This is a genomic window from Streptomyces violaceoruber (assembly GCF_033406955.1).
GTDB lineage: Bacteria > Actinomycetota > Actinomycetes > Streptomycetales > Streptomycetaceae > Streptomyces > Streptomyces violaceoruber.
The window spans coordinates 3,785,344-3,810,232 of sequence record NZ_CP137734.1; the positions used below are offsets into that span (position 1 = coordinate 3,785,344).

A 24,889-nucleotide genomic window follows, 5' to 3' on the forward strand; every position below is an offset into this window, starting at 1 on the left:
TGCTCGGAAACGGCTCTTGATAGCACTTGGGCGGGTCGTCCGGACCCGCCGGTACCAAGGCTAATGGTCTCCAGACGGGTGACAAGACGTCCCCCGGCTGTTCTCCAGGCCTGGGAACTACCCTGGTCGGGTGCGTGAACAAACCCAAACGAATTCCGCCGCGCCCGGCGACCGGCTGATCCGCGCCGGTGCGATCGTCTTCTTCGTCGGCGCCCTGGCCACTCTGGTCACGGTGGCCCCGCTGCTGCTGGACACGACGCCCTTCCCCACCTACATGTTCGGGCTGAGCATGCTGATGGGGGTGGGCTTCCTGGTCGCCGGTGCCGGGGTGCTCCGGTCGATCGCCGCCGGGCGGCGTCAGGCGCGGGCCGCGTCGAGCCCCTCGGCGTCGCCCTCGCCGTCCCGGTAGGCCGCGAGCCACTCCGGGAACGCGGTGAGGTCGGCGAGGACCACGTCGGCGCCCGCCGCGCGCAGTTCCCCGGCGTCGCACGGCCCGCTGGCCACGGCCACGGAGCGGGCACCGGCGGCGCGGGCTCCGCGGACGTCGCCGACGTGGTCGCCGACGTAGACGTCCGCCTCGTGCTCGCGCAGTGCCACGGCCTTCTGCTCGGCCCACAGGCCGCCGATCACGGCGTCCGGCTCGATGCCGAGGTGCGCCAGGTGCAGCTTCGCGTTCGGCTCGTACTTGGCGGTGACGACGACCGCCCGCCCGCCGGCCCCGCGCACGGCGGTCACCGCCTCGCGGGCGCCGGGCAGCGCGAGCGTGGGCTCGATCGCGTACGCCGGGTAGATCTCCCGGTAGAGGTCGGCGACGGCCTCGATCTCCTCGGCCGGGAACCAGTTCGCCAGCTCCTCGGCCAGCGGCGGCCCGAGCCGGGTGACGGCCAGGTCGGCGTCCACGTACGTCCCGGTGCGGGCGCTCAGCTCGACGTAGCAGGCGCGGATGCCGGGCCGTGAGTCGATCAGCGTCATGTCGAGGTCGAAGCCGACGGTGGGCGCGGGGCGGGTGGTGGAGGCCATGGCCCCCATTGTGCCGGGCCCCCGACGCCTGCCCGCGGGCACCCGGTACGACCGCGAACGAACCGACGCTCGCCGTGCAACGAGTGCGCCCCGACCCCGGTCCGGCCTCCGTGGACCGGCCTCCGCGGACCGGGGCGGGCCCCGGGAACGGCCGCGTCGCACCGCCCGCCGTGCTCAGCCCCGCGTAGCCGCAGCCCCGGCAGCAGCGGGCGCCCGGTGCGACCGGGGGCGAATCGACCCGCGCCGTGCAACGAGTGCGCTCAGGCCCCGGTCCGGCCTCCGCGGACCGGGGCGGACCCCGGGAACGGCCGCCTCGCACCGCCCGCCGTGCTCAGCCCCGCGTAGCCGCAGCCCCGGCAACAGCGGGCACCCGGTACGACCGGGGGCGAATCGACCCGCGCCGTGCAACGAGTGCGCCCCGACCCCGGTCCGCCGTCCCCGGTCCGGCGTCCCCGGACCGGAGCGGACCCCGGGAACGGCCGCCTCGCACCGCCCGCCGCGCTCAGCCCCGCGTAGCCGCAGCCCCGCCAGCAGCGGGCACCCGGTACGACCACGGGCGAATCGACCCGCGCCGTGCAACGAGTGCGCCCCGACCCCGGTCCGCCGTCCGCGGACCGGGGCGGACCCCGGAAACGGCCGCCTCGCACCGCCCGCCGCGCTCAGCCCCGCGTAGCCGCAGCCCCGCCAGCAGCGGGCACCCGGTACGACCACGGGCGAATCGACCCGCGCCGTGCAACGAGTGCGCCCCGACCCCGGTCCGCCGTCCCCGGTCCGGGGCGGGCCCCCGGGAACGGCCGCCTGCCCCGTCCGCCGTGCTCTGCCGCGCGTTGCCGCAGCGTCGGCGGCACCCTCGTGGTCAGCCGTGGGGGCGGCGGGACCGCCAGAGGAGGTAGAGGGCGGTGGCCACGGCGGCGGTGCGCAGGACCCAGGGCCAGGTCTCGGCGATCGCGTCGTTCATGTGGCCCTCGGCGACCGGGTCGCCCCAGCGGCCCTCGGTGCGGCCCCACAGCCAGACGACGCCCGCGGCGGCGACCGTGCCGGGCAGGCCGAGGACGGCCCACTTCGACTGGGCCGGGGTGAGCCGGCGGGAGAGGTAGGCGATCAGCCAGCCCAGGCCGAGGGGGATCAGGCTGCCGAGCACGGCGCCGACGGTCAGGAGGGCCGCGGCGAGCAGCAGGAGCGGGTTGTTCCAGCCGCCCTCGGGCCACAGGCGGGGCAGGCGGCGGGCCGCCCGCTTCCCGACGGCCCCGGCGGCCGGCTCCTCGGCCTCCTCCACCGGGGTCTGCGGTGCGGTGGGCTCCGTCCTCCGCTCCTCGTCGACCGCGCCCGGCGGCTTCCTCAGCAGCTCCGGGATCTCGACGCCGCCGACGAACCCGGGCACGCTGTCGCCGAGACCCCCACCGGCGAAGGGGCCGTCGTCGACGCGCCACCAGTCCGGCTGTCCGTCGCCGACGTCCCCCAGTTCCCGGGCGCTCGCCAGGTGGGGCGGGGAGGCGGCGGGAGGCGCGGCCGGGGTTTCGGGCGCGGGGCTCCGCCGGCCCTTGCGCCGCGCGGCGTCGCGGGGACCGGTGTCCCGTTGCTCGGGCACGGCGGTGGGCGACGGTGCCGCCTGCTGCCGTACGCCGCTCGCACCGCCCGCCGCGGTGACGATGTCGGCGGGATCGCCGAGCCGGTCCAGGATGCGGCGGACCGCGGCGGGGCTGTCCACGGTGGTCTTCGCCCGGTGCCGGTCGATCTCGTTGCGCAGCTCCGACACCAGCCGCATCCGGGTGGCGGACGGCAGCTGCCGCTGCTGGGCCACGTCGCCGACGCGGCTCAGATACTCGAAGACGACCTGGTCGCTCTCGATCCCCACGTTCCCCTCCGGGGCGGTGCGTTGCGGTACTCCGTCGTGCCCTGTCGTACCCCGTCGGACGACGGTACCGAATCTTCCCCCGCCCGGCCGACGGCACCGCACCGGCGCACGCGCACCCCCGCCGTCCGACCCACCCGCTAACGTGGACCGGATGAGCACCGAGGAGAAGTCCGCGGCCCCCCGGTCCCTCGCGGAGGCGCTCCGCGTCCGGGACGACGTCTCGCTGGCCGCCCTCCTGCGCAGCCGTCCCGACCTCATCACCCCCGTGCCGACCGACCTCACCCAGCTCGCCACCCGCGCCGGTACCCGCGCCTCCGTCGTGCGGGCGCTGGAGCGGCTGGACCGGTTCGCGCTGCAGACGGCCGAGGCGCTGGCCGTGGCGCCGGACCCGGCGTCCTACGGCGAGCTGCTCGCCCTGATGGGCGGCGACGAGCAGGACCCGGCGGTCGCGGCCGCGCTGCCCCGGGCCGCCGCCCTGCTGCGCGAACAGGCGCTGGTGTGGGGCGCCGACGACCGGCTGCGGCTGGTGCGCACCGCCCGCGAGCTGCTCGCGCCCTCACCGCAGCATCCGTCCCCGACGGGGCTCGGCCCGACCGTGCGGGAGGCGACGGCGGGGATGTCCCCGGGCCGGATCCAGGACATCCTGGCCGCCGTCGGCCTGCCCTCGACCCACGACGCGGTCTCCGCCGTGTCCGCGCTCGGGCGCCTGTTCGCCGACCGGCGGCGGATGGCCGCGCTCCTGGCGGAACTGCCCTGGGAGTCCCGGGAGGTGCTGGACCGCCTCGTGTGGGGGCCGCCGTACGGCCAGGTCACCCACGACCCGGCCGCCCACCTGCGCGCGCTCCTCGACCGCGGTCTGCTGCTGCCGACCGCGCCCGGCACGGTCGTACTCCCCCGGGAGGTCGCCCTGCACCTGCGCGCGGGCCGGGCGCACCGCGCGCCCGAGCCGGTGCCACCGCAGGTGGAGGCGGCCGCGACGCACCGTCCACAGGTTGTGGACGCCACCGCGGCCGGCCAGGCGCTGGCGGCGCTGGCGACCGTCGACGAGCTGCTGAAGGAGTGGGACGAGGGCGGTCCGACGGTGCTGCGGGCGGGCGGCCTGAGCGTGCGCGACCTGAAGCGGACGGCCGTCGCCCTGGACGTCCCCGAGCCGGTCGCCGCGTTCTGGGTCGAACTGGCCTACGGGGCCGGTCTGATCGCCTCCGACGGAGAGGCGGAGGAGCGGTACGCGGCGACCCCGGCGTACGACGAGTGGCGCGAGCTGCCGCCCGCCGAGCGCTGGGCGCGGCTGGCGGGGACGTGGCTGACCGCGACCCGGACGCCGGGCGTGGTCGGCGGCCGGGACGCGAAGGACCGCACGCTCTCGGCGCTGGGCCCGAACCTGGACCGTTCGGCGGCGCCGGAGGTGCGGCACCGGGTGCTGGCCCTGCTCGCGGGGCTGCCCGAGGGTGCCTCGCCGGTCGCGGAGTCGGTGCTGGCCCGGCTGCGCTGGGAGCGCCCGCTGCGCGGCCCGCAGCAGCAGCGGGCGACCGGGGCCGGTGCGGCGAGGGAGGACGACCTGCGCAGCCGGATCGCCCGGTGGACGCTGTCCGAGGCCGAGCTGCTGGGTGTCACCGGGCGCGGCGCCCTCGCGGCACCGGGGCGGGCCCTGATCGGCGCGCCCGAGGCCCCCCGTCCGGCGACGGCCAACGACACGGCGGGCCCCGGGGGTCCGGGCGACAAGCTCCCCGTCCACCACCACCGCACGCCCCCGGTGACCGCTCCCCCGACCCCCGCCGAACGGGCCGCGGCCACCGCGACCGCCGCCCGGCTGCTCGCCCCGCTCTTCCCCGAACCGCTGGACCACGTGCTGCTCCAGGCCGACCTGACGGCGGTGGCGCCGGGGCCGCTGGAGCGCGGGCTGGCCGACGTGCTGGGAGTGCTGGCGGACGTGGAGTCCAAGGGCGGGGCGACCGTCTACCGGTTCACGCCGGGCTCGGTGCGCCGTGCGCTGGACGCCGGGCAGAGCGCCGCCGACCTGCACGCGTTCCTCGCCCGGCACTCCCGTACGCCGGTGCCGCAGCCCCTGACGTACCTGATCGACGACGTGGCCCGGCGGCACGGGCGGCTGCGGGTCGGCGCGGCCTCGGCGTACGTGCGCTGCGACGACGACGCGACGCTGGACGAGATCCTCGCCGACAAGCGGGCCGCCGGTCTGGGCCTGCGCCGCCTGGCGCCCACCGTGCTGGCCGCGCAGGCCGACCCGGCGGCGCTGCTCGACGGGCTGCGCGCGATCGGGTTCGCGCCGGCCGCCGAGTCCGCCGCGGGCGACGTGCTGATCGCCCGCGCCGACTCGCACCGCACCCCGCCGCGGGCGGCGCCTGAGCCGGTCCCGGACGGTCCGCCGGCGCCCGACGACACGCTCCTGGCGGCGGCGATCCGGGCCGTGCGCGCCGGTGACCTGGCCTCCACGACCCCGCGCAAGCCGGGCCCCGGGGACGGCGAGGGCGGCGGCGAGGGCGGCATGCCGGGCGGCTCGCTGCCCCGCACGGGTGCCGCCGAGACGCTGGCCACGATGCAGGCGGCGGTCCTGACCGGCGAGGCGCTGTGGATCGGCTACGTGAACGCCGAGGGCGCGGCCAGCCAGCGCGTGATCGCGCCGATCCGGGTCGAGGGCGGTTTCGTCACGGCGTACGACCACACGGCGGACGAGGTGCGCACCTACCCGCTGCACCGGGTCACGGGCGTGGCCGAGCTGGCCGACGACGCGGGCTGATCCGGACCGGCTCCCGCGTGCGACGCGCGGCGCACTTTCGGGTGTACGCGGTGGTTCATGCACGCCACGCCGGGTGATTCGCACCTGCGAGGGAGCTTTTTTCATATTCCGCATCGGGTCACGGGCGGTCGGGCAGCCACCGGGTGCCCCGCAAACCAACCGAAAGGAAGAACCCGATGCGTACTGCCGTTCGCCGTGCCGCCACCGTCCTGACCTCCACCGCTGCCCTGCTCGCGGCGTTCGCCGCCGAGGCCGCCGCCGTCGGCATCGACCTCGGTGGGGGCCTCACCCTCTGACCGTCCGCCCACCGCGTCCCCCGGCGGCGGGCCGGGCCCCTCGCCCTTCCGGGCCCGGCCCGCCGTCCCCCGAGAACCCCGAGAATCCCGAAAGGCCTCCCATGCGCGGCAAGACCCCCACCCCCGGTCCGGACCGGTCCGCCGACCGGACCACTGCCCGATCCGCCGTCGCCGTCTCCGTCGCCGCCCTGATCACCGCCGCGGCGCTGTTCGGCGCCCTCGCCCCGAAGGCCGCCGCGCTGGAGGGCCCGCTCGTCAACAACATCAACATCGCGCTCCCGTAGGCCCGGTCCCGCGATCAGGCACACTTGACGTTTGGCCGAGCCGTCGTCCGGCCGTACGCACGCGAAAGGGTGCCGCCCGTGAATGGTCCGCTGATCGTCCAGTCCGACAAGACCCTGCTCCTCGAAGTCGACCACGAGCAGGCCGGCGACTGCCGTCGGGCCATCGCGCCGTTCGCGGAACTGGAGCGGGCTCCGGAGCACATCCACACCTACCGGGTCACCCCGCTGGGCCTGTGGAACGCGCGGGCGGCGGGCCACGACGCCGAGCAGGTCGTGGACGCGCTCGTCGAGTACAGCCGCTACCCCGTGCCGCACGCGCTGCTGGTCGACATCGCCGAGACGATGGACCGCTACGGCCGCCTCACCCTCTCCAAGCACCCGGCGCACGGCCTGGTCCTGACCACCACCGACCGGCCGGTGCTGGAGGAGGTGCTGAAGTCGAAGCGGATCGCGCCGCTGGTCGGCACCCGCATCGACGCCGACACGGTGGCCGTGCACCCCTCCGAGCGCGGGCAGATCAAGCAGACGCTGCTCAAGCTGGGCTGGCCGGCCGAGGACCTCGCCGGGTACGTCGACGGCGAGGCGCACCCGATCGAGCTGGCCGAGGACGGGTGGGCGCTGCGCCCGTACCAGAAGCAGGCGGTGGAGAACTTCTGGCACGGCGGCAGCGGTGTCGTCGTGCTCCCCTGCGGCGCGGGCAAGACGCTGGTCGGGGCGGGCGCGATGGCGCAGGCCAAGTCGACGACGCTGATCCTGGTCACCAACACCGTCTCCGCCCGACAGTGGAAGCACGAGCTGGTCAAGCGCACCTCGCTGACCGAGGACGAGATCGGCGAGTACAGCGGCACCCGCAAGGAGATCCGGCCGGTCACCATCGCCACGTACCAGGTGCTGACCACCCGGCGGAAGGGCGTCTACCCGCACCTGGAGCTGTTCGACTCCCGGGACTGGGGGCTGATCGTCTACGACGAGGTGCACCTGCTGCCGGCGCCGGTCTTCAAGTTCACCGCCGACCTCCAGGCCCGGCGGCGGCTCGGTCTGACCGCGACCCTCGTCCGCGAGGACGGCCGCGAGTCGGACGTCTTCTCGCTGATCGGGCCGAAGCGGTTCGACGCGCCGTGGAAGGAGATCGAGGCGCAGGGCTACATCGCGCCCGCCGACTGCGTGGAGGTCCGGGTCAACCTCACCGACTCGGAGCGGCTCGCGTACGCCACCGCCGAGACGGAGGAGAAGTACCGCTTCTGCGCGACGACCGACACCAAGCGGAAGGTGACGGAGGCGATCGTGCGGCGGTTCGCCGGGCAGCAGATCCTCGTCATCGGCCAGTACATCGACCAGCTCGACGAGCTGGGCGAGCACCTGGGCGCGCCGGTCATCAAGGGCGAGACGTCCAACGCCCAGCGGGAGAAGCTCTTCGAGTCCTTCCGGCAGGGCGAGATCAGTGTCCTCGTCGTGTCGAAGGTCGCGAACTTCTCGATCGACCTGCCGGAGGCGACGGTCGCCATCCAGGTGTCGGGCACGTTCGGCTCGCGGCAGGAGGAGGCCCAGCGCCTGGGCCGGGTGCTGCGGCCGAAGGCCGACGGCCACCAGGCGCACTTCTACTCGGTCGTCGCCCGCGACACCCTCGACCAGGACTTCGCCGCCCACCGCCAGCGCTTCCTGGCGGAACAGGGCTACGCCTACCGGATCATGGACGCGGACGAGGTCCTCGGCTGACGTTCAGTGACGGCGGACGCCGGCCTCCTCGCCGTACTCGCCGAGGACGACCACGTCGAAGGCGGCGCCCGCGAACACCCTGACCGCGCGCAGGGTGTCACCGAGCCGGTGCCGGTGGCTGCCGGCCACGGGCGTGGCACCGGACGCGCGGCCCGGTGCCGGGGCGGGGGAGATGGTTGCTGCGCTCATGTCTCCATGGTGCGACCGCCAGCCCCCGACCGGCATCGGTCTGGGGACCCAATCCCCGCACGCCTCGGCTACGACCCTGGAGGGAGCGCATCCCCCAGCGCGGATGACGTGATCCCCTAGGGGTCGGGCCACGGGCCGGCCCCCGGGAGGGTGAAAAACGGTTGGCCCGTGCCGCCCGCGCTGCCTTAGAATCTCCGCTCTTGCCCGCCTCCCCACGGAGTGCCGCCGTCCGGACGGAAACCGGACGGTCCGTCGCGCGCCGACAGCGCGCCCACCGCACCGCAGGTCATCCGGAGGCACCCCCTTGTCCACGCCCGGCCACGACGACCCCCTCTCCAAAGAGCGCTCCCACCTCGCCGCGTCCCGGTCCGCGCTGCGCGCCATGCGCGAGGACGTCGAGTCCCTCGACATCACCGACGTGACGGCGAACTGGGTCAACGCCGCCGTCCTGGAGAGCCAGATCGAGCAGCGCATCAAGGCACTCGCGGACCTCAGCGAGACCCCCCTGTTCTTCGGCCGGCTCGACTACCTGCACGCCCCGGGGGCCGAGCAGGCGGAGGGCGGGGACGGGGAGCGCTTCTACGTCGGGCGGCGGCACGTGCACGACGCGGACGGCGACCCGATGGTGATCGACTGGCGGGCACCGGTCTCGCAGCCGTTCTACCGGGCCTCGAAGAAGGACCCGCAGGACGTCTCGCTGCGCCGCCGCTTCGGCTACACCGGCGGCGACCTGACCGCGTACGAGGACGAGCACCTGCTCGACCCGGCCGAGGCGGCGACCACCAGCAGGCTGCTCCAGCAGGAGATCGAGCGGCCCCGCGTCGGACCGATGCGGGACATCGTGGCGACCATCCAGCCCGAGCAGGACGAGATCGTGCGCGCCGGGCTGGCCGGCTCGGTCTGCGTGCAGGGCGGCCCGGGCACCGGCAAGACCGCCGTCGGCCTGCACCGGGTGGCCTACCTCCTGTACGCGCACCGCGAGCGCCTGGCCCGCACCGGCACGCTGGTCATCGGTCCGAACCGGTCCTTCCTGCACTACATCGAGCAGGTCCTCCCGGCACTCGGCGAGCTGACGGTCCGCCAGGCGACCGTCGACGACCTGGTGGCCCACGTCGAGGTGCGCGGCACGGACGAGGCGGCGACGGCGGTGATCAAGGGCGACGCGCGGATGGCGGAGGTGCTGCGCCGGGCCCTGTACTCCCACGTCGTCCCGCCCACCGAGGGCGTCGTCGTGGTGCGCGGCTCGCGCCGCTGGCGGGTGCCGGTGTACGAGCTGGAGGAGATCGTCCGCGAGCTGCTCGCCCGTGACATCCGCTACGGCGCCGCCCGCGAGGCGCTGCCGCAGCGGATCGCGCACGCCGTGCTGGTGCAGATGGAGCGGGCCGGCGAGGCACCGGACGACCGGGTGCAGAACGCGGTGGCGCGCAACGCGGCCGTGAAGGCGCTGGTGAAGTCGGTCTGGCCGCAGGTCGACCCCGCCAGACTGGTCCTGCGTCTGCTCGCCGACGCGGACTTCCTCGCCGAGCACGCCGAGGGGATCCTCACCGAGGACGAGCAGAAGGCGGTGCTGTGGGTGAAGCCGGCCCGCTCGGTGAAGTCCGCCCCATGGTCACCCGCCGACGCCGTGCTGATCGACGAGGCGACCGACCTGATCGAGCGCACCCACTCCCTGGGGCACGTGGTCCTCGACGAGGCGCAGGACCTGTCCCCGATGCAGTACCGCGCGGTGGGCCGGCGCTGCACCACCGGTTCGGCGACCGTCCTGGGCGACCTGGCGCAGGGCACCACGCCGTGGGCGACCCGGAGCTGGGCCCAGGCGCTGGGGCATCTGGGCAAGGCCGAGGCGGTGGTCGAGGAGCTGACGGCCGGTTTCCGTGTGCCGACGGACGTCATCGCGTACGCGTCCCGGCTGCTGCCGCACATCGCGCCGGGTCTGACGCCGGTCGCGTCGATCCGCGAGAACCCGGGCTTCTTCGACATCCGTACGGCCCCGGGCGGGACGGCCGACGTGGTGGCGGCCTGCCGTGAGCTGCTGGAGCGGGAGGGCTCGGTCGGCCTGATCGCCGCCGACGCGCGGGTGCCGGAGCTGGCGGCGGCGCTGGCGGCGGCCGGGATCGGCCACGTCGGCCCCGGCGAGGAGACCACCCGCACCACCCGCCTGACCCTGGTCCCGGCCTCCTTGGCCAAGGGCCTGGAGTACGACTACGTGGTCCTGGACGAGCCGCAGGCCGTGGTCGACGGCGAGCCGGACGAACGGACGGGACTGCGCCGGCTGTACGTGGCGCTGACCCGAGCGGTGTCGGGCCTGATCGTGACCCACGCGACGGGGCTGCCGCAGCAGCTGGCCTGACCCTTGGCTGCGGGCAGTCGTGCCGCCGGGGCGGCACGGGTGGGCGGTGGGGGTACCTCCCAGGCCGTTCAGGCACTGGGGGAGGCACCCCGCCACGCCGGGCTGCGCTCCCTCCCTCCCCCCGACACACCGGCGCAGGCTCACGGGACCAGCCGAACGCTCAGTGTCCAAGCACCCGCCGCCACTGGGAAACCGCGTCCGCCGACACCGGCCCCGCCCACCCCGCGGGCCGCGCGGCGCCGCCGATGTGGAAGCCGTCGATCCCCGCGTCCAGCAGTCCCGGCACGTGGTCGAGCCGCAGACCGCCGCCCACCAGCAACTGCTGCTCGTACCCCGGCTCGCCGCGCCGCCGCGCCTCCGCCAGCAGCACGCTCAGGCCGTCGTCCACGCCACCGGCCGCCCCGGCCGTCAGATACGTGTCCAGGCCCGGGAAGTCCGCGAGCTGCTTGCGCAGCGCGTCCCGGCTCGCGGCCCGGTCGATCGCCCGGTGGAACGTCCACCGGCACCCGTCCAGCACCTCGGCGATCCGCTCCACCGCCCCGAGGTCCACGTCGCCCTGCGCGTCGAGGAATCCCAGCACGAACTGCGTGGCCCCGGCCTCCCGCATGTCGCGGGCGACGCGCGTCAGCCGCTCGACGTCACCGGCGGCGAACCCGTCCGCGAGCCGCAGCATCACCCGTACGTCGATGTCGACGGCGGCACGGATCGCGGCGACGGTCGCGGCCGACGGGGTGAGTCCGTCGGCCGCCATGTCGGTGACCAGTTCGAGGCGATCCGCGCCTCCGGCCTGGGCGGCGACCGCGTCCTCGGCGTCGAGGGCGATCACCTCCAGGACTGCACGCTTGCTCATGGGACCCCATTCGTCGGCCTGCTACAGGTCTAGTCCAATCCAAGACTACGCCCCGACAGCAGGCCGGGGTGCCCGCGCCGCCGCTCAGTCGCCGAAGATGTTCAGCTCCGCCGCCTCCACCCCGGCCAGCTCGTAGGCCGCCGCGCCGTCCAGGGGGCGGCCCGCGTAGAGCCGCAGGAGGGTGGGACCGTCGCCGATGTACCGGCCCGGCGGCCGCTCACCGCTCGCCTCGCCCAGCTTCAGCGGCTCGTCGAGGTCGTCCAGGTCTGCGTGGAGCGGCACGTGACCGCGCGCCCGGGTGACCGTGCCGAGCAGCGCGAGCGCCTCCGCCAGGCCGCGCCCCGCGTACGCCCCCGGCTCGCCGAAGGTCACCCGTACGTCGCCGGCGTGCACCCACTCGCCCAGTGCGACGGCGTCCAGCCTGCCGTCCGACCGGGCGATCACCGGGCCCGCCTCGGTCATGCCGCGCTCCAGTTCGTCGACGATCCGGGCGTTGCTCCAGTCGGCCCGTTCGGCGATGTCGCGGTCGTTGCACTCGGGTGAGAAGACGCCCTTCTCGAAACGTTTGTCCACCACCCGGATCAGGGCGCTGGAGCAGTGCGCCAGCACGTCGCGCACGGTCCAGCCCGGACACGCGGCCACCGGCAGGGCGAAGTCCGCGTCCGCGCGGGAGCGCAGCAGGGGTACCAGTTCGTCGCGTTCGAGCATCAGCAGCCGGCCGGGCAGCTCGGGGTCGCGTACGTCGTGCAGGTCTGCGGGAGTCGTCATGGACTCCACGTTAGGGGCCCAGCAGGTCCTTCAGTTCGGCCTCGAAGAGAAGAGCGGAGTCGAAGCCCATGCCGGTGAACTGGCCGGCGAGTTCCAGGGAGAGGACGCCGTGCAGCCGGGACCAGAAGGACAGGGCGCGGTGGAGCGCGGAGGACGGCGCCGGGCGGTCGCCCGCCCACTGCCGGTGCGTGTCGAGGTGGGCGTCGAACGCCCCGTCGGTGCCGTCCGACGGAGGCAGTGCGGCACAGGCGTCGACGATGACCGCCATGGTCCCGGCGGCGATCTCGGTGATGTCGTCGGGCGCCCGGTAGCCGGGGACGGGGGTGCCGAAGATGAGGAAGTAGCGCTGCGGGTCGTCGAGGGCCCAGGCGCGCAGGGCGTGCGCGAGACCGGCCAGGTCGGCGCCGGACGCGGCGGCGGCGCGGAGGCTGTCGGCCTGGCTGCGGTAGGCGTCCCGGATGAGTTCGGTGATCAGCTCGTCGCGGCCGTCGAAGTAGCGGTAGAGCGCGGGGCCGCTCATGCCCATCCGCTTGGCGATCGCGTTGAGGGAGAGCGCGGAGGCCCCGGCCGTGGCGATCTGCTCCCACGCGTGGTCCTTGATCTCCGCGCGCACCTGGGTGCGGTACCGCTCGCGCGGGGTGCTGGTGCGCGCCTCCGGCATGGTCCGCCCGCCGCCTTTCGAGTTCCGCCCGGCCCGCCCGCCGGGAACGCGGGCACTTCAGTTAGAAGTTATCACGAACATTATCTGGGAGAATGCGTCCATGGCCGACCTCGACGCCCTGCGCTCCCGTTTCGCCCACGCCCTGGCGGGTGCCACCGCCCCCGGTGCCACCGCCGGCGCCGGTCCGGGTTCCGGTCCCGACCCCGCGCCGTACGCCGACAACCTGCTCGCCCGGTGGCAGGAGCCCCAGCGGCGGTACCACACCCTCGCGCACCTCACCGCGGTCCTGGACCGCGTCGACGTCCTGGCGGAGCACGCCGACGACGTGGCCGTCGTCCGCCTCGCCGCGTGGTTCCACGACGCCGTCTACCAGCCCGACCGGTCGGAGAACGAGGAGCGCTCGGCCCGGCTCGCCGAGCGCGCACTGCCCGAGGCCGGGGTTCCGGCGGCGAAGACCGCCGAGGTGGCCCGGCTGGTGCGGCTCACCGTCACGCACGCCCCGGCCGGCGACGACCGCGACGGCCAGGTGCTGTGCGACGCCGACCTGGCGGTCCTCGCCTCGCCGCCGTCGGCGTACGCGGCGTACACGGCGGCCGTCCGCGAGGAGTACCACTTCGTGCCGAACGAGGCCTTCCGCGAGGGCCGCGCCGCGATCCTGCGCCAACTCCTCGACCTGCCCAGCCTGTTCCACACCCCGTACGGACGGCGGGAGTGGGAGGCCACCGCCCGCCACAACCTGACCGGCGAGCTGGAAATGCTGTCGCTGCCGGACACCCCGGACGTCTAGCCTGCCCGGCATGCGGACACTGGGCGGGGAACAGGTGGAAGAGGCCGTCGCGGGCGCCGTGGCGCTGCTGCGGACGGCGACGGACCGGGACTGGGAGTCGGTGCGGGCCGGGCGGTCGGAGTGGGACTGCCGGTACACGGCGGAGCACGTCGCGGGCATCCTCGTCACCTACGCGGGTCAGCTGGCCGGACGGGCCACCGAGGGGTGGGTCCCCTTCGAGATCACCTTCGACGAGGGCACCGGCAACGAGGGCGTGCTCCAGGTCGCCGAGACCACCGGCGTGCTGCTCGCCGCCACCCTCCGCGCCACCCCGCGCGAGGTCCGGGCCTTCCACCCGTACCCCTTCCGCAGCGCGGACCGCGAGGGCTTCGCCGCGATGGCGATCACCGAGGTGTTCCTGCACACGCACGACATCGCCGAGGGCCTCGGACTGACCTACGCACCGCCCGCCGAGCGGTGCGCGGACCTCCTCGCCCGGCTCTTCCCGCACGTCCGGCCCGACACCGACCCCTGGCGCACCCTGCTGTGGGCCACGGGCCGCGGCGACCTGCCCGGACGCGCCCCGGTCACCGAGTGGCGCTGGCGCAACAACCTGGTGATCCCGGCCGAGCGGCTCACCCTCCAGGGCGTCACGCCCGCCGCCGCGGCCGACCTCGCCGCGGGCGGCGACGGCGGCTTCGCATGGATCGACGGCGGGCCCTTCCAGGGCACCCGGGACGCCGCCGGAATGCTGGTCAAGGCCTACGAGACGGGGGTCCACCGCCCGGCGTGGGGGGTCTTCGCCCTCGTCCGGCGCGAGGACGGGCGCGCGGTCGGCGGCATCGGCTTCCACGGGGTGCCGGACGAGAAGGGCCGGGTGGAGATCGGCTACGACCTCGTCGAGGCGGCCCGGGGCAACGGCTACGCGACCGAGGGACTGCGCGCGCTGTCAGCGTGGGCCCTGGGGCGGGAGACGGTGACGTCCGTGCGCGCCACGACGGATCCGGAGAACACGGCGTCGCAGGCGGTCATCGTCCGCGCCGGGTTCACCCGGGTCGCCGGGGACTCCGCCGAGGGCGGCGAGGCCGGTGAGGGCGCCGGGCAGTTCGCCTACGAGCTGCGCGGCTGAGCACCCGGGGCGGTACGGGCGGCCCCCTTGCGGCGGCGCAGGCCCGCCCCGTGCAGCAGCCGCACCACCTCGCGGCTGCTGACCTCCAGCGCGCCGGCGGACACCGCGTCGGCGTACCGGTGGGCGGGCAGGTCGTAGTGGTCGCGCTCGAAGGCGCGGCGCGGCACGCCCAGGGCGTCGGCGAAGGCGTGCAGTTCGGCGTAGGAGACGTCGCTCACCAGGTGGGACCAGAGGCGTCCGTGGCCCGGCCAGGTCGGCGGGTCGATGTAGAGGGTCATCCCGGCGTCCTCACGAGGGGGCTCCGCCGGTGGCCGCGCCCAGCGAGCCGACCGCCGCGACCTTCACGCCCGCCTTGCCGCACACCCAGTGCGGGTCGGGACCCAGCTCGGGCTCGACGTCCAGCGCGTGCGGGTCGCCGGAGCCGCACACCGGGCACAGCGGCCAGCGGCCGTACCGCTCCAGCAGCGCGTCCTGCACGTCCTGTGCGACCAGGCCGGCCACGAACTCCACGCCCTCGGGCCACTGCTCGACCCACCAGCGCCGCTGCACGACGGACTCCTCGACCAGCGAGACGACGTCCGGTTCGGCGACCTCGCCCGCCACCAGGTCGGCGAGCACGAGGGCGCGTGCGGCATGCAGTGCCTGCTCCAGGGGGCTGATGGGGTTCATGCACCCATTGTGCGCACTCTTGACCCGCGGACCGAAACGAAAATATCTTTCATGAGTGACCGATGAAGTGAAGGAAACTTTCGTGAACGCTTCCGGGGGCCGCCGTGCCACCGGCGGCGGGAGCGCGCCACCCGCGCCGCCCGCGCCCGCCGCCCTCGCGGCCAAGGTCCGCACCCTGGGGCCGTCGATGACCCGTTCCATGCAGCGGGTCGCCGAGGCCGTCGCGGGCGACCCGGCCGGCTGCGCGGCCCTCACGGTCACCGGCCTGGCCGAGCTGACCGGCACCAGCGAGGCGACCGTCGTACGCACCGCCCGGCTGCTCGGCTACCCCGGCTACCGCGACCTGCGCCTCGCGCTCGCCGGGCTGGCCGCCCAGCAGCAGTCCGGCCGCGCGCCCGCCATCACGACGGACATCGCGGTCGACGACCCGATCGCCGACGTGGTCGCCAAGCTGGCCTACGACGAGCAGCAGACCCTCGCGGACACGGCCGCCGGTCTGGACACCGTGCAGCTCGGCGCGGCCGTCGCCGCACTGACCGCCGCCCGGCGCACCGACGTGTACGGCATCGGCGCGTCCAACCTGGTCGCCCAGGACCTCACCCAGAAGATGCTGCGCATAGGGCTCATAGCCCACGCCCCGGGCGATCCGCACCTCGCCGTCACCAACGCGGTGCAGTTGCGCGCCGGGGACGTGGCCCTGGCGATCACGCACTCCGGCTCCACGGGCGACGTCATCGAACCGCTCCGGGTCGCCTTCGAACGGGGCGCGACGACCATCGCCATCACCGGCCGCCCCGACAGTCCCGTCACCCAGTACGCCGACCACGTGCTGACCACGTCCACCGCCCGGGAGAGCGAGCTGCGGCCGGCGGCCATGTCGTCCCGGACCAGCCAGCTGCTGGTCGTGGACTGCCTCTTCGTGGGGGTGGCGCAGCGGACGTACGAGTCGGCCGCGCCGGCCTTGGCGGCGTCCTACGAGGCGTTGGCGCATCGGCACGGGGCGCTCCGCGGGGTTGCGGGGGACCGTAGGGCTTGAGCTTTGCGGGCGGCTGCGGGTCCGTCGTGGTTGATCGCGCAGTTCCCCGCGCCCCTGGGTTAGTACAGGCATCGCAAGTTGAAAAGGGCCGTATCTTCATGACCTCCACCCCCCATCACCCCGATCTGCGTTCGCAGTTGGAGACGTTGACCACCGAGGCGTTCCGGCCGGAGCTGGCCGAGATCGATCAGTTGCCGACGCTGGACATCGCGCGGCTGATGAACGGCGAGGACGCCACCGTGCCCGCCGCCGTCGCCGAGCGGCTGCCGGAGATCGCCGCCGCCATCGACGCCGTGGCCGTCCGGATGGCGCGCGGCGGGCGGCTGATCTACGCGGGCGCCGGTACGGCCGGACGCCTGGGCGTGCTGGACGCCTCCGAGTGCCCGCCCACCTTCAACACCGGCCCCGGGCAGGTGGTCGGCCTGATCGCGGGCGGCCCGGACGCCATGGTCACCTCCATCGAGGGCGCCGAGGACTCCCCCGAGCTGGCCCGCGCCGACCTGGACGCCCTCGCGCTGACCGCCGACGACACGGTGGTCGGCGTCTCCGCCTCCGGCCGCACCCCGTACGCGGTGGGCGCCGTCGAGTACGCGCGCTCGCTCGGCGCCCTGACCGTCGGCCTCGCCTGCAACCGGGACAGCGCCCTGGCCGCCGCGGCCGAGCACGGCATCGAGGTGGTCACCGGGCCGGAGCTGCTCACCGGCTCGACGCGGCTGAAGGCGGGCACGGCGCAGAAGCTGGTCCTGAACATGCTGTCGACGATCACGATGATCCGGCTCGGCAAGACGTACGGGAACCTGATGGTGGACGTGCGCGCCTCCAACGAGAAGCTGCGGGCCCGCTCGCGCCGCATCGTCGCCCTCGCCACCGGCGCCGCCGACGACGACATCGAGCGGGCCCTGACGGCGACCGACGGCGAGGTCAAGGACGCGATCCTGGTCCTGCTGGCCGACGTGGACGGCCCGACGGCCGCCCGGCTGCTGGCGGAGTCCGGCGGTCACCTGCGGGCGGCGCTGGCGGCGGCGCTCGGCTGACCGGCCGCGCCGCCTCCGGTCGGCCGGGGGCCCGGGGCGGTCCGCGCCGTGTGCGATTCTGAAGGACATGAACCACGCCCAGCTGACCGCCCTGGGCCGCGCCCTGCGCCTCCTCGGTGAGCACGGCGAGGCCCTGACCGCCGACACCCCGGAGGCCAAGCTGCACGAGGTCCGCGCGGACCTGAAGCGTGCGCTGGACCAGCTGGAGGAGAGCGTCACCACGGCGGCCCCCAGCACCCGCTGCCCGGAGCACCCGAACGGGCCGGTCGACAGTGCCGCCCCCGACCTGTGCCTGCTGTGCGAGACCCGCCGCCGCACGGCCCGCCGCGCCGAGTACAGCGGCGGACCGCTCCCGGCCCGGCCCGCCGAGCCGGTCCAGTCCCGCTACGGCGTACGGGGCGACCGGCCGCAACCCCAGCAGCGCTGGCTGCCCGAGCAGTGGACCGGCCAGGCGTGGCAGCTGTGCGGCACCCCGCGCCGCGATCGCCGCGAGGCCGAGCTGTACATCGCGGCCCAGCTGCGCGGGCCGCACGCCGCGATGGCCTACCGGCTGGTCCACGAGTTCACGGACTACGAGGTGCTGCGGGTGTGGGGCACGCCGGTACGGGTGGACATCGAGCCGATGGGCGGCATCTGACGTGGTGAGACGGAACGACCAGCGCCGGGCGGCCCTCGTCGACGCGGCGATCGAGGTGCTGGCCGCGCAGGGCGCCCGGGGGCTGACCTTCCGGGCGGTGGACACGGAGGCAGCCGTACCGCCCGGCACCGCGTCCAACTACTTCGCCAACCGCGACGACCTGCTCACCCAGGCGGGCGCCCGCGTCTACGAGCGGCTGCGCCCCGACGAGGAGACGATCGCCCGCCAGCGCACCGCCGGCCGCGACCGGGACACCTACGTCCAGTTGATGCGCGAACTGGTCGACCGCGTCGCCTCGTTCCGCACCGGCTACCTCGCCCTGCTGGAGCTGCGCCTGGAGGCCACCCGGCGCCCCGGTCTGCGCGCGGTGCTGACCGAGCGCGTCCGCGAGGACGTCGCCGCCAACGTGGCCTACCACGAGGCGTCCGGCCTCCCCGGTGACGCCATGGCCGTCAAGCTGCTCATCCTCGCCCTGAACTGGCTGATCGTCGAACAGCTCACGCTGCCGGACGTGTTCACGGAGGAGGAGCGGGACCGGCTGGTGACGGCGGCGGTCGAACGCATCGTGGTGCCGGACGGACCGGACCGGGACTGATCCCGCCGCCGGGTCAGATCTGGTTCTCGCCGCCGTCGACGTACCAGTTGGCGCCGAGGACGAAGCTGCTCTGGTCCGAGGCCAGGAAGGCCACCACCGCGGCGACCTCCTCGGGGCGCCCCATCCGGCCGATCGCGGTGTCCCCGGCGAGCTTCGTGTGGACGGTGGGCGCGTTCGACTCACCGAAGAGGTTGGTGATCCCGGGGGTGTCGACCGGGCCCGGGGAGATCGCGTTGACCCGGACGCCACGGCCCTTGAGTTCGTTGGCCCAGCCCCGCGCGAAGGTCCGGACGGCGGCCTTGGAGGCGGCGTACAGACTGAACGCCTCGGCGCCGTTGTCGGCGGCGGTGGAGGCGTTGAGGATCACCGAGGCACCGTCGTTGAGCAGCGGCAGCGCCTTCTGCACGGTGAAGAGCGTGCCGCGCACGTTGACGCCGAAGATCTCCTCGAACCGCTCCTCGGTGATCTCCTCCAGCGGCACCAGCGAGGCGGTCGCCGCGTTGGCGAAGACCACGTCGAGCCCCCGGCCGCGGGCGCGGACCGCTTCGTAGAGCCGGTCCAGGTCGGCCGGGTCCGAGACGTCACCGGCCACCGCCGTGACCCGCCCCGCTCCGATGATCTCCACGGCCTTGTCCAGGGCCTCCTTGCGCCGCCCGGTGATGAACACGTGCGCGCCCTCGTCCGCCAGCCGCACCGCGCTGGCCAGGCCGATCCCCGTACCGCCGCCGGTGACGACGGCCGTCCTGCCTTCGAGCTGTCCCATGGTGAGCACCCTTCTCGATATTCGGTACCGATCGGTACTGAAAGCGACCGTAGCACATCCGTACCGATCGATACGGAAGGCGTAGACTGGAGCCATGGAGACGCGACAGAAGGGGTCGATCGGCCGGCCGAGAGGCTTCGACGCCGACGAGGCGCTGGAGAAGGCCATGCGGGTCTTCTGGGAGCAGGGCTACGAGGGCGCCAGCCTCACCGACCTGACCGGCGCCATGGGCATCACCCGCACCAGCATGTACGCGGCCTTCGGCAACAAGGAGGACCTGTTCCGCAAGGCGCTCGAACGCTACGAGGAGGGCCCCGCCTCCTATGTCGCCCGCGCCCTGCGGGAACCGACCGCCCGCGAGGTGGCGACCGCGTTCCTGAAGGGTGCCGTCCAGGTCAGCACCCGCCCCGACTGCCCGTCCGGCTGCCTGGGCGTCCAGGGCTCACTCGCCGCCGGCGAGACCGGACGCTCCGCCCGTGACCTGCTCGCCGACTGGCGCGAAGGGGGCGTCGCCCAACTCCGCGACCGGTTTCGGCAGGCCGTCGACGACGGCGACCTGCCGCCCGACACGGACCCCCTGCACATCGCCCGGTACCTCATGACGTTCGCCAACGGCATCTCCGTGCAGGCCACCGGCGGCGCCACCCGGGAAGACCTCCAGCGGGTGGCCGAGACGGCCCTGCGCACCTGGCCACCCGCCTGACGCCCGTCCCTCAGGGCCGTACGCTCTCGTGGTTCGTCCTGCGCAGCCGCGCCTTCAGCACCTCCTCCGGCCGGGCCACCGCCACCGACGCCCGCGGACAGTCCCACTCCCGGCCCCCCGCGACCGGCCGCAACCGCACACTGCCGCCCACATGGCCCATCACCTCCCCCACGCGCCCGTCCCGCTCGTCCACGGCATGCGTGCCGACGGCCGGCCGCTCGCCCCGCACCACCGACGCCAGCCGCTCCGCGACCCGTACGTTGCACCGCCCCAGGTCGACCAGGGCGAACGGCTCGTCACTCGCGCCGGTCACCGGATCGACGCACAGGGACGGCAGCACGACACCGGCGCCCACGAGGGCCTGCCGCAGGGACTCGACGACTTCTTCGGTCGACCGCACCCTTCCTCACCTCCACGCTGAGTTCGTGATTCACGACACAGCGTGTCCACCCCGCCCCTAACCTGGCCATACAGGGCGCTCCAACAACCCCTGCTGTGCGACCGGGAGTTCCTTCACCATGCCAGGACCGAAAGACCTCGACCCGTCCTCGTCCCCGCGCGCCCTCCTCGGCGCCGAGCTGCGCCACGCCCGCGAGAAGTCCGGCCTGAGCCAGGAGGAACTGGGCGCGCGGCTGTTCGTCAGCGGCTCCTTCATCGGCCAACTGGAGTCCGGCACGCGCCGGATGCAGCCGGAGTACGCCCGCCTGCTGGACGACGTCCTGGGCACGGAGGATTTCTTCCGGCGCAACTGCGGAGTTTCCGCCAAGTCCAGCTACCCGACCCACTTCGCCGAGGCAGTGGAAGCCGAGTCCCGTGCTGTCTCGATCAAGCAGTACACACCGACGCTAATCCCCGGACTGCTGCAATCGTCGGGCTACGCACGGGCGCTGTTCCGCGCTTACGAGCCGACGGCGCCGAAAGAGAAGGTCGACGAATCAGTAGCAGATCGCATCGCACGCGGTCGGCTCCTCGACCATCCAACAACCCCCATGTTGTGGACGGTGCTCGACGAAGCCGCCCTGCGGCGCAAGGTGAGCAGCCCACAGGTGATGGCAGAAGCCCTGCGCCACATCGCCGCCCTCGTCCGCCGCCACCGGATCATCATGCAGGTCCTGCCATTCAGCGCCGGCGAGGTCGGATCCCTGGTGAGCGGCATCAAGCTCATGTACTTCTCCGATTCCGCTCCCTTCGCGTACGTCGAGGGCGTCGGCATGGGACACCTGACAGACGATCCCCCGACCGTCACACGGCATGAGTTGACGTTCGACCTAGTCAGGGCTGGCGCACTCTCCCCCCGGGAGTCCTTGGTACTGATCGAGTCGGTGGCGCAGGATTACGAGCATGGAGAACCACACCCGTAAATGGCACAGCTCCAGCTACAGCGGAGGCGACGGCGCCGACTGCGTCGAAATAGCGACGGGTCACCCGGCCGCTGTCCCCGTCCGCGATTCCAAGAACCCCTACGGCCCGGAACTCTCCTTCCGGGCCGACGCCTGGACCGCGTTCGTCGAGAGTCTCAGGCGCGGCGGCGTTTCAGGCCCAGGTGGACGGTGACCACGGTCAGCCCGGCCACGCCGTACGCCAGCCACCAGCCCCCGGTCCGGTAGCCGTCCGCCGCCCCTTCCTCCTGCGCCTTCCTCTGCTGCTCGTACGTCCGCGTGCCCGCCGAGCGGCCGTCGGTGAAGTCGTACAGGTCGCACGTCTCCCCCGGCTTCATGGGCCCCGAGCGCTCCGCGTCCCCGTACTCCTCGATGATGCCGTCGCACTGCGGGGTGCCGTCGGCGGTCGCCGCCTCGGTGAGGAAGTACCCGCCGACGACGACCGGGACGGCGAACAGGCCCAGCAGGAGTCCTCGGAAGGTCACGCCTTCGGGTCCACCAGCGGCAGCGGCGCGAACTCGTAGCCCTCCCACAGGCGTCGGGAGGTCTCCTCCGGGTACGGCGCGACGGCCGACTCGGCGTCGAAGACCCGCGCCAGGCGCTGCCCCGTGTCGTACGCGGGCCAGCCCGGGTCGCCGGTGCGGGCGAACGCCGTCCAGGAGGAGCGGAAGCGGGCGGACAGGGCCAGCGCCTCCTCGGACGGCTCCGCGCCGCCGAACTGGAGCAGTGCGAGGCTCTCCTGGAAGGTGCCGAAGAGGAGCGGGATGTCCAGGGCGTGGCAGGCGCCCAGGGCGCCGTCGAAGGCGGGGGCGGGCCAGGTGAGTTCGTAGACGTGGGACCGGCCGCCGCCCGCGAGGTGGGCCTCGGCCAAGTGCAGGGACGGCATCGCGAACAGCCAGTCGGTCTGGACGCGTTCGTAGAGGTCGTTGGCCGACGCATCCGGGAACGCGGCGCGGTAGGCGGCCTCGCCGCCCGGCGCGTACAGGCGCAGCGCGGCGCTCGCGCGGTCCTCGCCGATCTGACCGAGCTTGCCCGCCATGGCGGTGAACAGCCGGTTCTCGTCGCGGTTGTGGCCGACCAGCAGGTCCACGTCCCGCGCCGCGCCGGACGTCAGCGCCTGCCACGGCGTGACGGGGAGGAACTCGCCGTCCACGACGGGCGCGTACGGGGTCACCGTGGGCGCCGCCTGGCCCCAGCGGGAGACGTTGCCCGGCATCTTCGGGGCGAGGGCCTGGCCCGCCTTGACGAGCTGGTCCGGAGTGATCTCGGAGAGGTCTTCGACGGTCGGGCGCAGGCCCAGCTCGGCGGCGAGGGCGGTGCCGATGTCGGCGGCGAGGGCGGCGGAGAAGAACGTGCCCGGCACGCTCTGGGCGACGGCCCGCCGGAAGAGTCCGGCCGCGCGGGGCATGGCGAGCAGGGCGGCCACGGAACCGGCGCCCGCCGACTCGCCGAAGATCGTGACCTGGTCGGGGTCGCCGCCGAACGCGGCGATGTTGTCCTGCACCCAGGCCAGCGCCGCGATCTGGTCGAGCAGGCCCCGGTTGGCGGGGGCGCCCTCGATGTGGGCGAAGCCCTCCATGCCGAGGCGGTAGTTGAGGGTGACGACGACGAGGTCGCCGTCGGCGGCTATGCGGCGGGCGTCGTAGGCGGGGCTGCCGGAATGGCCCATCTTGTAGGCGCCGCCGTGGATCCAGACCATGACCGGGCGGTGGGCGGCCGGGTCGGGGGCGGGGGTCCAGACGTTGACCGTCAGCCAGTCGTCGCCCCCGGGGACGTCCGGGGGGCCGGCGGTGCCCGCGGCGCCGAGGTCCTGCGGGGGCGGCGGGCCGAAATCGTATGCGTCGCGTACGCCGTCCCAGGGGCGGGGGCGGCGCGGGGCGGCGAAGCGGGCGTCCCCCACCGGGGGCTGGGCGAAGGGGATGCCGCGGAAGACGGTCAGCCCGTCCTCGGTCCGGCCGCGCACCGCGCCGGAGGGGGTGCGCACCACGGGTTCCACTGACTCGGCAGGTCCAGGGATCGTCATCCTCCGGACCCTACGCCGTGGTGCGCACCGCGCTCAGCTGAGGGTCTTCAGCGATGCCGCGTCGTACGGGGCGAGTTCGTCGAAGCGGCCGTCGAGGACCTTCTGGGCCCACCGCGGGTCGTGGAGCAGCGCGCGGCCGACGGCGACCAGGTCGAACTCGTCCCGCTCCAGGCGGTCGAGGAGGTTGTCGAGGCTGCCGACGGGGGCGCCCTCGCCCTGGAAGGCCCTGTTGAAGTCGCCGTCGAGACCGACCGAGCCGACGGTGATGGCGGTCCTGCCGGTGAGCTTCTTGGTCCAGCCGGCGAGGTTGAGGTCCGAGTCCTCGAACTCGGGCAGCCAGTAGCGGCGGGTGGAGGCGTGGAAGGCGTCGACACCGGCCGAGGCGAGCGGGGTGAGGATGGCCTCCAGCTCTTCCGGGGTCTCGGCGAGGCGGGCGTCGTAGGCCTCCTGCTTCCACTGGGAGTAGCGGAAGATCACGGGGAAGTCCGCGGAGACGGTCTCCCGTACGGCGGCCACGATCTCGGCGGCGAACCTGGTCCGGGCCACGGGGTCGCCGCCGTAGGCGTCGGTGCGGCGGTTGGTGCCGGACCACAGGAACTGGTCGACGAGGTAGCCGTGGGCGCCGTGGATCTCCACGCCGTCGAAGCCGATGCGCTCGGCGGCCGCGGCCGACTCGGCGAAGGCGCCGATGACGTCGTCCAGGTCGCGCTGGGTCATCGCCCTGCCGGTCGGCTCGTCCTCGCCGATGCGCAGGCCGGACGGGCCGACGGCGGGGGCGTCCGGGAAGGGCTGCTCCCCGGCCTTGCGGACCATGCCGATGTGCCACAGCTGCGGCACGATCGTGCCGCCCGCCGCGTGCACCGCCTCGGCGACCTTCGCCCACCCGGCGAGCTGCTCCTCGCCGTGGAAGCGCGGCACGCGGTCGCTCTGCCCGGCCGAGTCGTGGCCGACGTAGGTGCCCTCGGTGACGATCAGTCCGACTCCGGCGGCGGCACGACGGGAGTAGTACGACACCACGTCCTCGCCGGGGACGCCGCCCGGGGAGAACATCCGGGTCATCGGCGCCATCGCGATGCGGTTGGGCACGGTGAGGCCGTTGATCGTGGCCGGGCGGGCGAGCAGTTGGGCGGCGCGGGTGGCGGCCTCGGCGGGGGTGACGGTCACGTGGGGGCTCCTGGGATGGGGTACCGGTCGGTATGTGCGCGCGCATTCATCGCACTCCAACGGGAACGGGCCCGCCCGGCCGGACCATTCCGCCCGGCGCCCCGATGTGACCCGGGCCATAGCGGAAGGGCGGGGGCGGACGGGGGCGAGGGGCGGGCGGGGGCCGGACACGCCCGAGGGCGGCACCCCCCTCGCGGGGAGTGCCGCCCTCGGTCCGTACGGGACGATCGATCAACCGGAGCCGGTC

General features: G+C 74.3%; 27 protein-coding genes. 14 read left to right on the top strand and 13 right to left on the bottom strand.

The window, feature by feature from the left end; all coding sequences use genetic code 11:
• The first annotated feature begins 130 nt into the window (after positions 1-130).
• The gene (locus tag R2E43_RS16780; protein ID WP_003974651.1) at positions 131-409 is read left to right on the top strand and encodes a hypothetical protein; all 279 of its coding nucleotides are present in this window, start codon (positions 131-133) and stop codon (positions 407-409) included.
• Here R2E43_RS16780 and R2E43_RS16785 read toward each other — a convergent pair.
• Both R2E43_RS16785 and R2E43_RS16790 read right to left on the bottom strand, forming a co-directional pair.
• Positions 358-1,020: an HAD family hydrolase gene (locus R2E43_RS16785; RefSeq protein ID WP_003974652.1), complete on the bottom strand. Its 663-nt coding sequence runs from the start codon at positions 1,018-1,020 to the stop codon at positions 358-360. The genes R2E43_RS16780 and R2E43_RS16785 overlap by 52 nt on opposite strands.
• 856 nt (positions 1,021-1,876) lie before the next feature.
• A complete protein-coding gene (locus tag R2E43_RS16790; RefSeq protein ID WP_319124718.1) occupies positions 1,877-2,977 on the bottom strand; it encodes a ribonuclease H family protein in 1,101 nt (366 codons plus the stop codon).
• Positions 2,978-3,026: 49 nt separating this feature from the next.
• On the opposite strand from R2E43_RS16790, the gene R2E43_RS16795 reads away from it, so the two are divergent.
• The 3 genes from R2E43_RS16795 to R2E43_RS16805 all read left to right on the top strand — a co-directional run bounded on the left by R2E43_RS16795 (position 3,027) and on the right by R2E43_RS16805 (position 7,926).
• Entirely contained in the window at positions 3,027-5,630 is a 2,604-nt protein-coding gene (locus R2E43_RS16795; protein WP_003974654.1) for a helicase-associated domain-containing protein, read from the top strand.
• A 397-nt stretch (positions 5,631-6,027) separates the two neighbouring features.
• Entirely contained in the window at positions 6,028-6,210 is a 183-nt protein-coding gene (locus R2E43_RS16800; protein ID WP_003974655.1) for a hypothetical protein, read from the top strand.
• 78 nt (positions 6,211-6,288) lie between these two features.
• Positions 6,289-7,926, top strand: a complete 1,638-nt coding sequence (locus tag R2E43_RS16805) for a DNA repair helicase XPB (RefSeq protein WP_016326866.1) — start codon at positions 6,289-6,291, stop codon at positions 7,924-7,926.
• 3 nt (positions 7,927-7,929) lie between these two features.
• Here the strand turns inward: R2E43_RS16805 and R2E43_RS16810 are convergent, their stop codons facing one another.
• The gene (locus tag R2E43_RS16810; RefSeq protein ID WP_003974657.1) at positions 7,930-8,115 is read right to left on the bottom strand and encodes a hypothetical protein; all 186 of its coding nucleotides are present in this window, start codon (positions 8,113-8,115) and stop codon (positions 7,930-7,932) included.
• Positions 8,116-8,419: 304 nt separating this feature from the next.
• Here R2E43_RS16810 and R2E43_RS16815 point away from each other — a divergent pair, with 304 nt between their 5' ends.
• Positions 8,420-10,465 (top strand): HelD family protein, encoded by a 2,046-nt coding sequence (locus R2E43_RS16815; protein ID WP_003974658.1) that lies wholly within the window; start codon positions 8,420-8,422, stop codon positions 10,463-10,465.
• Between the two features lie 160 nt (positions 10,466-10,625).
• Here the strand turns inward: R2E43_RS16815 and R2E43_RS16820 are convergent, their stop codons facing one another.
• The 3 genes from R2E43_RS16820 to R2E43_RS16830 form a co-directional block, all read right to left on the bottom strand.
• The gene (locus R2E43_RS16820; protein WP_011029574.1) at positions 10,626-11,315 is read right to left on the bottom strand and encodes a copper homeostasis protein CutC; all 690 of its coding nucleotides are present in this window, start codon (positions 11,313-11,315) and stop codon (positions 10,626-10,628) included.
• An 84-nt stretch (positions 11,316-11,399) separates the two neighbouring features.
• Positions 11,400-12,083, bottom strand: a complete 684-nt coding sequence (locus tag R2E43_RS16825) for a maleylpyruvate isomerase family mycothiol-dependent enzyme (RefSeq protein WP_011029573.1) — start codon at positions 12,081-12,083, stop codon at positions 11,400-11,402.
• 10 nt (positions 12,084-12,093) lie between these two features.
• Positions 12,094-12,744 carry a TetR/AcrR family transcriptional regulator gene (locus R2E43_RS16830; RefSeq protein WP_106518233.1) on the bottom strand — a complete coding sequence of 217 codons (651 nt, stop codon included), beginning with the start codon at positions 12,742-12,744 and terminating at the stop codon, positions 12,094-12,096.
• A 100-nt stretch (positions 12,745-12,844) separates the two neighbouring features.
• On the opposite strand from R2E43_RS16830, the gene R2E43_RS16835 reads away from it, so the two are divergent.
• Entirely contained in the window at positions 12,845-13,531 is a 687-nt protein-coding gene (locus tag R2E43_RS16835; RefSeq protein ID WP_003974662.1) for an HD domain-containing protein, read from the top strand.
• Between the two features lie 10 nt (positions 13,532-13,541).
• Positions 13,542-14,639, top strand: a complete 1,098-nt coding sequence (locus R2E43_RS16840) for a GNAT family N-acetyltransferase (RefSeq protein WP_191849953.1) — start codon at positions 13,542-13,544, stop codon at positions 14,637-14,639.
• Here R2E43_RS16840 and R2E43_RS16845 read toward each other — a convergent pair.
• Together R2E43_RS16845 and R2E43_RS16850 are read right to left on the bottom strand one after the other, a co-directional pair.
• Positions 14,621-14,917 carry a DUF4031 domain-containing protein gene (locus tag R2E43_RS16845; RefSeq protein WP_003974664.1) on the bottom strand — a complete coding sequence of 99 codons (297 nt, stop codon included), beginning with the start codon at positions 14,915-14,917 and terminating at the stop codon, positions 14,621-14,623. The genes R2E43_RS16840 and R2E43_RS16845 overlap by 19 nt on opposite strands.
• 10 nt (positions 14,918-14,927) lie before the next feature.
• Entirely contained in the window at positions 14,928-15,308 is a 381-nt protein-coding gene (locus tag R2E43_RS16850) for a hypothetical protein (protein WP_003974665.1), read from the bottom strand.
• A 55-nt stretch (positions 15,309-15,363) separates the two neighbouring features.
• Between R2E43_RS16850 and R2E43_RS16855 the strand changes: the two genes are divergently transcribed.
• The 4 genes from R2E43_RS16855 to R2E43_RS16870 all read left to right on the top strand — a co-directional run bounded on the left by R2E43_RS16855 (position 15,364) and on the right by R2E43_RS16870 (position 18,610).
• Positions 15,364-16,344: a MurR/RpiR family transcriptional regulator gene (locus tag R2E43_RS16855; RefSeq protein WP_381975055.1), complete on the top strand. Its 981-nt coding sequence runs from the start codon at positions 15,364-15,366 to the stop codon at positions 16,342-16,344.
• 98 nt (positions 16,345-16,442) lie between these two features.
• Positions 16,443-17,378: an N-acetylmuramic acid 6-phosphate etherase gene (gene murQ, locus R2E43_RS16860; protein ID WP_003974667.1), complete on the top strand. Its 936-nt coding sequence runs from the start codon at positions 16,443-16,445 to the stop codon at positions 17,376-17,378.
• Positions 17,379-17,445: 67 nt separating this feature from the next.
• Positions 17,446-18,015: a hypothetical protein gene (locus tag R2E43_RS16865; protein WP_030867136.1), complete on the top strand. Its 570-nt coding sequence runs from the start codon at positions 17,446-17,448 to the stop codon at positions 18,013-18,015.
• A 1-nt stretch (position 18,016) separates the two neighbouring features.
• Positions 18,017-18,610 carry a TetR/AcrR family transcriptional regulator gene (locus R2E43_RS16870; protein ID WP_003974669.1) on the top strand — a complete coding sequence of 198 codons (594 nt, stop codon included), beginning with the start codon at positions 18,017-18,019 and terminating at the stop codon, positions 18,608-18,610.
• 13 nt (positions 18,611-18,623) lie between these two features.
• Here the strand turns inward: R2E43_RS16870 and R2E43_RS16875 are convergent, their stop codons facing one another.
• Complete coding sequence (locus tag R2E43_RS16875) at positions 18,624-19,373, bottom strand: SDR family NAD(P)-dependent oxidoreductase (protein ID WP_003974670.1); 750 nt, start codon at positions 19,371-19,373, stop codon at positions 18,624-18,626.
• Positions 19,374-19,467: 94 nt separating this feature from the next.
• Between R2E43_RS16875 and R2E43_RS16880 the strand changes: the two genes are divergently transcribed.
• A complete protein-coding gene (locus tag R2E43_RS16880; RefSeq protein WP_003974671.1) occupies positions 19,468-20,076 on the top strand; it encodes a TetR/AcrR family transcriptional regulator in 609 nt (202 codons plus the stop codon).
• 10 nt (positions 20,077-20,086) lie between these two features.
• Here R2E43_RS16880 and R2E43_RS16885 read toward each other — a convergent pair whose 3' ends face one another.
• Entirely contained in the window at positions 20,087-20,476 is a 390-nt protein-coding gene (locus R2E43_RS16885) for a hypothetical protein (protein ID WP_003974672.1), read from the bottom strand.
• 118 nt (positions 20,477-20,594) lie between these two features.
• Here R2E43_RS16885 and R2E43_RS16890 point away from each other — a divergent pair, with 118 nt between their 5' ends.
• On the top strand, positions 20,595-21,437 hold the full coding sequence (locus R2E43_RS16890; RefSeq protein ID WP_191849960.1) for a helix-turn-helix domain-containing protein: 843 nt from the start codon (positions 20,595-20,597) through the stop codon (positions 21,435-21,437).
• Positions 21,418-21,630: a DUF397 domain-containing protein gene (locus tag R2E43_RS16895; protein WP_191849962.1), complete on the top strand. Its 213-nt coding sequence runs from the start codon at positions 21,418-21,420 to the stop codon at positions 21,628-21,630. The genes R2E43_RS16890 and R2E43_RS16895 overlap by 20 nt, the downstream gene beginning before the upstream one ends.
• Here R2E43_RS16895 and R2E43_RS16900 read toward each other — a convergent pair.
• Genes R2E43_RS16900 through R2E43_RS16910 form a run of 3 tightly spaced genes read right to left on the bottom strand, consistent with a single transcriptional unit; the run spans position 21,593 to position 24,642 of the window.
• Positions 21,593-21,940 carry a hypothetical protein gene (locus R2E43_RS16900; RefSeq protein ID WP_003974675.1) on the bottom strand — a complete coding sequence of 116 codons (348 nt, stop codon included), beginning with the start codon at positions 21,938-21,940 and terminating at the stop codon, positions 21,593-21,595. The two genes, R2E43_RS16895 and R2E43_RS16900, sit on opposite strands and share 38 nt — an antisense overlap.
• On the bottom strand, positions 21,937-23,478 hold the full coding sequence (locus tag R2E43_RS16905) for a carboxylesterase/lipase family protein (RefSeq protein WP_332056326.1): 1,542 nt from the start codon (positions 23,476-23,478) through the stop codon (positions 21,937-21,939). The genes R2E43_RS16900 and R2E43_RS16905 overlap by 4 nt, the downstream gene beginning before the upstream one ends.
• Positions 23,479-23,511: 33 nt before the next feature.
• Positions 23,512-24,642, bottom strand: a complete 1,131-nt coding sequence (locus R2E43_RS16910; RefSeq protein ID WP_030867124.1) for an NADH:flavin oxidoreductase — start codon at positions 24,640-24,642, stop codon at positions 23,512-23,514.
• Positions 24,643-24,889 lie beyond the last annotated feature (247 nt).

What these genes read in the sequence shown, in the direction of transcription:
- R2E43_RS16825 (WP_011029573.1), bottom strand. Translation starts at nt 12,083, where the DNA reads ATGACGACTCCCGCAGACCTGCACGACGTACGCGACCCCGAGCTGCCC.
- R2E43_RS16850 (WP_003974665.1), bottom strand. Translation starts at nt 15,308, where the DNA reads ATGAACCCCATCAGCCCCCTGGAGCAGGCACTGCATGCCGCACGCGCC.
- R2E43_RS16865 (WP_030867136.1), top strand. Translation starts at nt 17,446, where the DNA reads ATGAACCACGCCCAGCTGACCGCCCTGGGCCGCGCCCTGCGCCTCCTC.
- R2E43_RS16785 (WP_003974652.1), bottom strand. Translation starts at nt 1,020, where the DNA reads ATGGCCTCCACCACCCGCCCCGCGCCCACCGTCGGCTTCGACCTCGAC.
- R2E43_RS16880 (WP_003974671.1), top strand. Translation starts at nt 19,468, where the DNA reads ATGGAGACGCGACAGAAGGGGTCGATCGGCCGGCCGAGAGGCTTCGAC.
- R2E43_RS16845 (WP_003974664.1), bottom strand. Translation starts at nt 14,917, where the DNA reads ATGACCCTCTACATCGACCCGCCGACCTGGCCGGGCCACGGACGCCTC.
- R2E43_RS16820 (WP_011029574.1), bottom strand. Translation starts at nt 11,315, where the DNA reads ATGAGCAAGCGTGCAGTCCTGGAGGTGATCGCCCTCGACGCCGAGGAC.
- R2E43_RS16795 (WP_003974654.1), top strand. Translation starts at nt 3,027, where the DNA reads ATGAGCACCGAGGAGAAGTCCGCGGCCCCCCGGTCCCTCGCGGAGGCG.
- R2E43_RS16840 (WP_191849953.1), top strand. Translation starts at nt 13,542, where the DNA reads ATGCGGACACTGGGCGGGGAACAGGTGGAAGAGGCCGTCGCGGGCGCC.
- R2E43_RS16800 (WP_003974655.1), top strand. Translation starts at nt 6,028, where the DNA reads ATGCGCGGCAAGACCCCCACCCCCGGTCCGGACCGGTCCGCCGACCGG.
- R2E43_RS16830 (WP_106518233.1), bottom strand. Translation starts at nt 12,744, where the DNA reads ATGCCGGAGGCGCGCACCAGCACCCCGCGCGAGCGGTACCGCACCCAG.
- R2E43_RS16810 (WP_003974657.1), bottom strand. Translation starts at nt 8,115, where the DNA reads ATGAGCGCAGCAACCATCTCCCCCGCCCCGGCACCGGGCCGCGCGTCC.
- R2E43_RS16835 (WP_003974662.1), top strand. Translation starts at nt 12,845, where the DNA reads ATGGCCGACCTCGACGCCCTGCGCTCCCGTTTCGCCCACGCCCTGGCG.
- R2E43_RS16895 (WP_191849962.1), top strand. Translation starts at nt 21,418, where the DNA reads ATGGAGAACCACACCCGTAAATGGCACAGCTCCAGCTACAGCGGAGGC.
- R2E43_RS16905 (WP_332056326.1), bottom strand. Translation starts at nt 23,478, where the DNA reads ATGACGATCCCTGGACCTGCCGAGTCAGTGGAACCCGTGGTGCGCACC.
- R2E43_RS16875 (WP_003974670.1), bottom strand. Translation starts at nt 19,373, where the DNA reads ATGGGACAGCTCGAAGGCAGGACGGCCGTCGTCACCGGCGGCGGTACG.
- murQ (WP_003974667.1), top strand. Translation starts at nt 16,443, where the DNA reads ATGACCTCCACCCCCCATCACCCCGATCTGCGTTCGCAGTTGGAGACG.
- R2E43_RS16890 (WP_191849960.1), top strand. Translation starts at nt 20,595, where the DNA reads ATGCCAGGACCGAAAGACCTCGACCCGTCCTCGTCCCCGCGCGCCCTC.